6 protein-coding genes are annotated in these 8,784 nt (G+C 55.1%); all 6 read right to left on the bottom strand.

What is annotated here, in order from left to right:
- Positions 1-324: 324 nt before the first annotated feature.
- Positions 325-2,295 (bottom strand): ATP-dependent DNA helicase, encoded by a 1,971-nt coding sequence (locus tag B1748_RS32690; protein WP_087572159.1) that lies wholly within the window; start codon positions 2,293-2,295, stop codon positions 325-327.
- A gap of 95 nt (positions 2,296-2,390) precedes the next feature.
- Positions 2,391-4,076: an MGH1-like glycoside hydrolase domain-containing protein gene (locus B1748_RS32685; RefSeq protein ID WP_256976088.1), complete on the bottom strand. Its 1,686-nt coding sequence runs from the start codon at positions 4,074-4,076 to the stop codon at positions 2,391-2,393.
- Complete coding sequence (locus B1748_RS32680; RefSeq protein WP_256976087.1) at positions 4,057-5,217, bottom strand: glycoside hydrolase family 88/105 protein; 1,161 nt, start codon at positions 5,215-5,217, stop codon at positions 4,057-4,059. The genes B1748_RS32685 and B1748_RS32680 overlap by 20 nt, the downstream gene beginning before the upstream one ends.
- Positions 5,218-5,243: 26 nt before the next feature.
- Positions 5,244-6,119: a carbohydrate ABC transporter permease gene (locus B1748_RS32675; protein WP_087572158.1), complete on the bottom strand. Its 876-nt coding sequence runs from the start codon at positions 6,117-6,119 to the stop codon at positions 5,244-5,246.
- Positions 6,120-6,151: 32 nt separating this feature from the next.
- Positions 6,152-7,090, bottom strand: a complete 939-nt coding sequence (locus B1748_RS32670) for an ABC transporter permease (protein ID WP_087572157.1) — start codon at positions 7,088-7,090, stop codon at positions 6,152-6,154.
- A gap of 190 nt (positions 7,091-7,280) precedes the next feature.
- Complete coding sequence (locus tag B1748_RS32665) at positions 7,281-8,777, bottom strand: extracellular solute-binding protein (protein WP_087572164.1); 1,497 nt, start codon at positions 8,775-8,777, stop codon at positions 7,281-7,283.
- Between the last annotated feature and the right edge of the window lie 7 nt (positions 8,778-8,784).

Below are 8,784 nucleotides of genomic sequence, written 5' to 3'. Positions count from 1 at the left end.
ATTGGGTGCAAAGCTGGAAATGTAGCTATAGTCGATCATGGACACCCGTGACCCGTAAAGGAACTGAGAAGCCTTATTTTGATCATTTGGCGTGATAGTAGAATCTAACGGAACTGGGCGACATTATTCGTGAGAAATCTAGGCAAACCGCGAACTTTTGCCCCTCTTAAGGGCTAACAGTTCCGTTAGAATTGCGAAATCGCGCTTTTGGATGAAATAAAGCTTTTCAGTTCCGTTACAGTTGCTCCCGTTCATTTCTTACCGGACACATGCCTATAATTTAACTTCTGCACAATTAACCGACAGTCCCTATAACTCACTAGTCTAAGTTAAATATACGCGTCCCGGCTCCACATCCTGCAACTGAACTCCCTGCGGCAATAACTTCTCGATCGCCTCTCGAAGCTTCGCGTCATGGTGGATTTCCTCGCTTAAGATCGCTACGATACCCCGATCGGCGCTTGAGCGGATTAATCGTCCCATACCTTGCTGCAGACGAAGCAGCATATAAGGCAGGTCTACTTCTTCGTACGGAGCCGCCGCGGCTTCCCGCTTCGCCATAAACACCGGGTCCTGAGGCGGGAATGGCAGAGACCAGACGATGACGTTCGACAGAGAAGGACCTGGGATGTCGAGGCCCTCCCACAGCGTTAAAGCGCACAGCACGCTTGTTTCGTCCCGTTGGAAATAGCCGATAAGGTGGCTGATTTCCGCGTCCCCTTCAAACCAAAATCGCATGTTCGCGAGTTCCGGATAGGAAGGAAGCAGCTCCTTGAACTGGAGCATGTCCTCCCTGCCATTGAATAAAACCAACGCCCTGCCGCCGGTTTCGGCCAGCAGGCCCGCCGCAGCTTTCATTTTCTCCTCGCCCGAAGCCCCCTGCGTCCATTGCGGAGCTACGACTTTCATTTGGTTCTCATAATCATAAGGAGATTGGGTGCTAAAGGACAAATAACGATCCGTTCCCAGACTGCTTGTTATATAGTCGAATGAACCGCCCACCGATAACGTCGCGGACGAAAAAACAATCGGCATATTCAGGGCGAATACCCTCTCGCGGAGCACTTCCTTAACCGCTCTGGGCATGATGACCAAGGTGAGTCCATCCTCTGCTTCGGTTGCCCAACTTATCAATGCGTCGGAGCTCTGGAACAAACTCAGGGCTTTCTGGATCGTCTCCAACTGCTCCTCGACGATCCGCAGCTGATACTCGTTCAAGGTATAAAGATCGCTCTCGAAAACCAGCTCTTCTTCGATGGCTTCGATCACTAGACGAAACAGGCGCACTTCTTCTTGCAAAGTTTCGCCCAGAATAATCCGTTTGCGCTCGGAGCCGGGAATATCCTCGCAATGTGCCGAAAGCGTGTAGAATAAGGACTCGCTGCGGTCAATCGCTTCGTCAATCAACACGGCCAAAGACTCCCTGATTTCGCCTTTCAACAAGCGGCAGACCAATTCTTCGAACCCCGAATGCTTCAAGCTGTAAGTCAACGCCTTCTGCGCTGCCGATTCCAACAGATGTCCTTCGTCGAATACAACGGCACAGTGATCCGGCAATAACGGGAGTTGGCCTTCCCGCTTCCGCCCCTCGTATGTCCATACATGTTCCATATAGAAATCATGCGAGCAAATAATCAAATCCGTAGACTTCCGATAGTGTTCGCGGGTTAACGTCTGTCCGCAGCGATGTCTTTGATCGCAAGAGAAACAATCTTGAAACGTGTCCCAACTGATTTTGTTCCATTGATGGTCGTCCAAGTGCGGATATTGTTTGCGGTCTCCATAGGGATAGAAGGATTGCATCGCTTTATATTGATGAACAAAATCGGGCAATTCGGCCCGTACCGCGCTATACATATCGTAATCCTCGTCGCCGGTCTTCACTTGGTCCATCTTGGCCAAACATAGATAACGGTCCGCGGACTTCGCCATTCTGGCGTCGATCGTAAGGCTCAAATGACGAGCCAGCTTGGCAAGATCGCCTTCCGGCTTCGCAAGTTGCTCGATGAGAGACTCGTCCGCGCAGGCAATAATCGCAGGTTTACGGGTATAACGAGCGTAGCAAATCGCATACAACAGATACACCAGCGTTTTGCCCGTTCCTACGCCTGCCTCTGCGAAGATCGTCTGCTTTTCGGCAAATGCCCGCTCCAATTGGTAAGCCATATAAATTTGTTCGTCGCGAACCTCGAAGCCGGCTTCCGGCAATATGTCGTAGAACACATCCGCAACCCACTCTCCGACTTGCTGAAGAAAGGGACGGGAATGATCGTATTCGAAAGGATACTGTTTCAAAGTTGGTTCTGCCTCCAGGAATCATGTCGGAACATTATCGCATGTTCTTCCTGTTAAATCAAAGTTGTATCCAAGAGCGACATCCGCGCACGCAGTCACCGGTAAGTCGGGTAGACAATTCCGGGTGCCGATACGGAGCGGAACGCGCCGGCCTCAAACGCCAGCTCCTCGTTTCCGTCCGCGCCGAACGGGACTCCCTCCCCGGCGCCGCCGATCTGGATGGCGCCTTCTATCCGTCTTGCGCTCATGCCGATAAGGCCCGTGAGCTGTCCGGCGCGATCTGTAATAAGCCGGATGCCCGCCGGGAAACGGAAGGCGAGCTTGCCGTCAATATAGACGCGGCATTCTTCCTCCCCATTTATCAGTTCGAAACTCTTATCGTCAACCTCCCGGCTGTAGGCGGTACGTTCGGCCAGCTTCTCGCCGTGGTCGAACGGATACGGCAGCAGCCCTGTGAACCACAGCTCCCCCGACGTCGTCGGCAGGATGCCGCTAAGCCGCTCCACATAATCCAGCATGCACAACAGCGACGGCGAATACGACTCGGCGAAACCTTCCTTGCCCGTCCACGGACTTAGAACCTGACCGAACCGGGTCATCCGCGCCAGCGCGGAAACGATGGGCTGCAGCACCCAGGTCAGCTCGACGTAGCGTCCATGATGCTCGAACGCATGCGGCGCCCGGATTAAGCTCAGGAAATTCGTCGCTCCCGCCCAGGTATTGTAGCTGGCGAACGGATCAAAGCGCGGATCGTCCATCGCGAGCGACGTAAAGGGATATTTGGCGAAAAACTTCGACGTATTAAGCAAATAAAGCCTCAGCATGCGATCGAAGAAGTCCCGGTCCCCCACTTCGCTTGCCATGACCCGCAGCAGAACGTCGGACTGCACCTTTACGTGACGTCCTTGCTTGTCAACGTCGTAGAAGAAATGATCCTCCTCTTCGAAGCAATGCTTCATCAGACTGGCAAAGCTAGCCTCGGCCTTCTCTTGCCATGGCTCATGCGGCAGCCCAAGCTCGCGCGCCATGAGCGCCAGATAACGGCGGCTGCAATAGACGCTTGCCGTAAGATCCGGCGCCAAAAAGGGCACCAGCGGCGAGTCCGGGTACGGCAAGGCCGGATCGTCAAGATGCGGCGTATCCGGCACATGCCAGAACCTCGGCGACAGATCATGGCCCGTATCGAATGCGCAGAACGCCTCCACGCAGCCGCTCCCCCTCGTGTCGCGATGCCGTGCGAGCCAGTCGTCGTAACGGGAGAGCGCCCCGTACATGAGCGGCAGGTAGTCGTCCGCGACTCGCCCCTTATGGAGAGCGTAATAGTTCCATGCGCTTCTCGCAGGCGGGGTCACAAGCTGTATTTGCTTGAACACCGCCCCCGCCTCCGTTATTTTGTACGGCAGCAGACCGTCCTCGCGCTGCAGCTCCGCGAACTGCCTGTACGTCGCCTCTGTCACGGCCGGCATGAACCGCGCGCACAGCTCGGCGTTGATCGTGCCCGTGCTCTCCAGCCAGCATCCGTAATAGACGCCGCCCTCCTGAAGAATCGGCCGCCCTTCTCCGTTCGGCTTGACGCAATCCAGCAGCCTGCGCACCGCTTCGTAATAAGCGTTCTCCAGCAGCGGCGAGGAGGCCGAGAACTTGACGCCCGTATCGACGAAGTATCCCAGCGTCGCCTTGTCTTCAGATGTGTTAAGCTTGCCGACCCGTTCCGCTGCATCCAGATCGGCGAAGGCGGCCCGGAAGGAAGCAAGCTCTGTCTCATCTATGTTTGTTGTCATGACTACCTTCCTCTCCAATAACTGTCGAAACCTCGCAAAGGGCCGTCTCCAGACACGCATAAATAAACGGAGCAACCCCCTTGGCGTCGTCGGCAACGACAGGCTCGCTTATATAGTAGGTGTAGGAGCCGTCCCGGTAAGGCTCTCCTCCAAGCCCCGCCACGCGGTTGATGCCGCTCACATGGACGTTCCCGTCGCCATCGACGGATGCCGCGTGCCTCAGCAAGCCGTGGAAGCCGCGCTCGACGGCCTCCTCGTAGCGCCGGCTCAAATATCCACGCTTCAGCGCCTTGCGAGCCGCATACAGAACCATCGCCGAGCCGGAGCTCTCCACGTAATTGCCGGTTCGCCCGGCCTGGCCAAGCACCTGATGCCAAAGTCCGCTCGGCGGGTCCTGCACCTTGGCCAGCGCCGCGAACAGCCGCTCGTACGTGCCGATCAGTTGTCCGCGCAGCCGATGCTCTTCGGGCATGTAATCGAGCGTATCCACGACCGCCATGCCGTACCAGCCGATCGCGCGCAACCACGGATGGGGCGACCTTCCATGCTCTGGATGCGCCCATTCCTGCTCACGGCTCTCGTCGTAGGCGTGATGCAGCAAGCCCGTTCTCGGGTCGCGCGTGCGCCGCTCGGCAATCAGCAGTTGCCGAGCGACGTCGTCCAGCAGCTCGGGGCGATTAAGCAGGCGGGACAGCTCGGCCAGAAACGGCCCCGCCATATACAGCCCGTCCAGCCATACCTGGTACGGATAAATCTTCTTGTGCCAGAAGCTGCCCTCGTCGGTTCGCGGCTGCCCCTCCAGCTGCCGCAGCAATACAAGCGCGGCCTTTAGATAACGTTCCGAGTCCGTCGCGCGGTACAAGAACAGCAGCACCTTGCCCTGATTGACCTGATCAAGGTTGTAGTCCTCCAGCGCATAGCTGCGAATGCGCCCCTCCTCATCCACGAAAAGGTCGATATTGCTTCGGATATAGTTCAAATACGCCTCCGAGCCCGTTACCTCGTAGAGCCGCGCCATCGCGAGCAGCAGACAGCCGCTCTCGTAATTCCAGCAGTCGCTCAAATGAGGATGCATGGACAGCGTCGGATACTGCCTCATGATCGAATCTGCCGTGCGGACAGCCCAGTCTCTTGCGGACAATTTATTCGCCTCCTTTAACAACCTCTTTAAGCCTTAACCGAGCCCAGCAGCGCGCCTTTGGCAAAGTGCTTCTGCAGGAACGGATACACCACGAGCACGGGCAGGGTCGCGACGACGATGACCGCCATCTTGACCGCCTGGGACGGCGGCGGCGCGTCGGTATATACCGCGTTGTCGTAGCTTAACCCGCTCGCCAGCACGATAATTTGACGCAACAGCACCTGCACCGGCCATTTGCCGGCATCGCTCAAGTAGAGGACGGCGTGCATGTACGTATTCCAGTACGTTACCGCGTAGAACAACGAGATCGTCGCAATCGCCGGCAACGAGCAAGGGATAATAATCCGGAACAGGATGCCGACATCGTTGCTGCCGTCGATCTTCGCCGATTCCTCTAAGGCGTCCGGCAGCCCCTGGAAAAACGTCTTGAGAATAATCATATTAAACACATTAATCGAAACGGGAACAATTAAAGAAAGATAAGAGTCCAGCAGTCCCGTCTCTTTGACGACCAGAAACGTCGGGATCATCCCGCCGTTAAACAGCATCGTAAACACGAACAAAAACATGATGCCGTTGCGTCCCATCAAATCTTTGCGCGACAGCCCGTAGGCCGTCAATACGGAGATCAGCATGCTCCAAAGCGTGCCTGCCGCCGTCACTCCAAGAGATACCAGCATGGCCTTCGGCAGCGTACTGGTTGAAAAGATGTACCGGTACGCATCCAGCGTAAATTCCGTCGGCACCAGCAAAAATTTCTTCGAGGCGATCTCTCCCGCCGTCGCGAAGGAACTGCCGAATACGTGAACGAAGGGCAGCACGGTCGCGAGCCCAATCAGGCCCAGCAGCACCATATTAACTCCGTTAAACAATCGGCCGCTCAAAGTTTTGTCGCCAACCATATGATTTCCTCCTCCCGGTTACCGCACAGCTTCTAGTAGATGCCGTCCTCGCCGTATTTCTTGGCCAGCTTGTTCGCCCCGATGACCAGGACAAGTCCCACGAAGCCCTTAAAGAAGCCGACGGCCGTCGAATAACTGAGCTGGCCTTGCTGAATGCCGGATACGTACACGTACGTATCGAATATTTCCGCAACATGCCGGTTGGCGGAATTGAGCAGCAAATATACATGCTCGAAACCCAGCTCCAGCACATCGCCTATTTTCAGAATGAGCAGCACGACGATCACGCTCCGAATCGCCGGCAAGGTGATGCTAATCATTTGTCGGATGCGGCCCGCTCCGTCCATCTTGGCCGCTTCGTACAGCTGCGGATCCACCGCCGCGATCGCCGCGAGGAATATAATCGTGCCCCAGCCCGCTTCGCGCCAAATCACTTGAAGAATGTACATCGGACGGAACCACTCCGCCTGAAGCAGGAAATTGATTTTTTGGAAACCTAGCATCTCCAGCACGCTGTTGACGATGCCTCCGTCAACGGTAAAGATGACAAAGCTGATCGAAACTACGATGACCCACGACATGAAGTGAGGTAAATAAACCAGCGTCTGAATAGTCCGTTTGTAGCCCTCTGATCTCAGCTCGTTCAGCATAAGGGCCAGGATAATCGGAATCGGGAAATATATAACGAGCTGCAAAGCGAACAAAATAATCGTGTTGGAGAAAATCATCCAAAAATCCGGAGACTGAAACAATCGTTCGAAATGCTCGAAGCCGACCCATTCGCTTCCCATAATGCCCTGATAAGGCTTGTAGTTCTGGAACGAAATAATTAGGCCGTACATCGGAATGTATTTGTAGATGATAATGTAGAGCAAGCCGGGCAAAATCATCAGGTACAGCCATTTGTTTTTCATTAGGCTTCGCATAAAGCGGCCTCTCCCGCCCGATGGCGCCGTCAGCTGGTTGTTCATCTCTTCCGCCCTCCCAATTGCCGCTAGTGTCGCCGTAATGCGTTAATGCCGCACAACAAATACCCGTGTTATCCGTCCGGAAAACATGGTTTAAATATAGCGATTGATGAATCGGTTTGCCGCAGGCCGCTCCGGGCGGAGCAGCCGCGGCAAACCGGTAGTGCGAGTTCAAAACTGTTAGTGTGTTTTCTTACTTGCTCTGTTCGTACGCGGCGTTAAATTCTTCGATCATTTGAGCGCCGCCCTCCGACTTCCAGCGCTCCACTTCCTTATCGAAGCCAGCCTCGTCCAGCGAACCCAGCATATAGTTGTACGTGGCGTCCGTAATGATCTGCGCGAGACGGTCCTTATGCTTCGTAAACGTGTCGGAGTCCAGCGTAAGCGTCGGGTCTGACACGACATACGAATCGTTGTCCGCGAACAGGTCCTGCGCCTTCTGCATCGGCGCATAATCGTAGCTTCCCTCCAGACGTCCGTTCGTCGCCGGATCGCCTACTTCGATCGTATTGTAAGGTTTGACGTCGCGATCGATCTTGGCCTGATCGGATACCGGCACCGCTTTGCCGTCTGTGACGGTATAATGTTCCCCTTCGATTCCCCAATACAGCAGATTGGCGATTTCCGGACTCATCAGACCGTCCATAAAAGCAAGCACCTGCTTGAGCTCTTCCTCGGATTTGATCGCCGATTTCGGGAACAGATACGGGTGGTTGAAGCCCGGTCCGGAAAATACGGTAAACTCGCCGCTTGATCCCTTCACCTGATTATGAACGTCCAGCTTGGCGTCCGGCTGCACCTGCGACAAGCCCGTATACAGCTGCTGCACATCGCACATGCATCCAATATACACGCCGGCTTTGCCGTTGCTGATCATATTCTGCTGGTCGGTTTTGCTCGTTACCGGGAAGTCCGAATTGATGTAGCCGTTCTCCCTAAGCTTCTTGAAGAAGTTCATCGTTTCCTTGTAAGAAGGGAACAGGAAGGCAGGCGCCAGCTTTCCTTCGAGTACACCCCATTCGTTCGGCGTTCCGTTCCACGAAGCGACCGTCTTGAAGGCGCCTGAAGCAAGATCGCCTCGATCGGCCAGACCCAGCGTATCCTTTTGACCGTTGCCGTCGGGATCCTCGTTCGTAAACTTCTCGATCATGGCATACAATTCGTCCAGCGTCTGCGGCGCGGACAGTCCAAGCTTCTCCGCCCAATCCTGACGATAGATCATGCCCTGACGGGAGAGCGGACGTCCTTGATACAGCGCGTACAGATTGCCGTCCACCTTCGTATTGTTCAATACTTCCGGCTTCAGCTTCTTAAGGTTTTCATATTGATCGATGTAAGACGCAATATCCCAGAACTGCCCGTCCCGGATCGCCTCTCTGTTCGCGCCCGTGATGGTGATGTTGACGATGTCCGTCAAGCTGCCTGTCGCGGACGCCGCGTTCATCCGGTCCTGGAAGGTCGATGCCGGAATCCACTGAATGTCCAGATCGACGTTCAGCTTTTCTTCAATGAGCTGCTCGATCTTCGGATCCGGCGTCTCTGCCATATGCAGCGGCGTCATAATGGATATTTTGGCCGGCGCGGCCTTTCCTTCCGTACCTCCTGTTCCCGCGTTGTTGCTTCCCCCCGTTGAATCGTTGCCATTACTGTTGCCGCATGCGCTGGCAAGCAGCGTCAGCGTCATAAACATGCCGATT

It is taken from the genome of Paenibacillus sp. MY03 (genome assembly GCF_002165585.1).
GTDB lineage: Bacteria > Bacillota > Bacilli > Paenibacillales > Paenibacillaceae > Pristimantibacillus > Pristimantibacillus agaridevorans.
The sequence above is the reverse complement of the archived record's forward strand: the minus strand, read 5'-3'. Positions and strand labels throughout refer to the sequence as shown.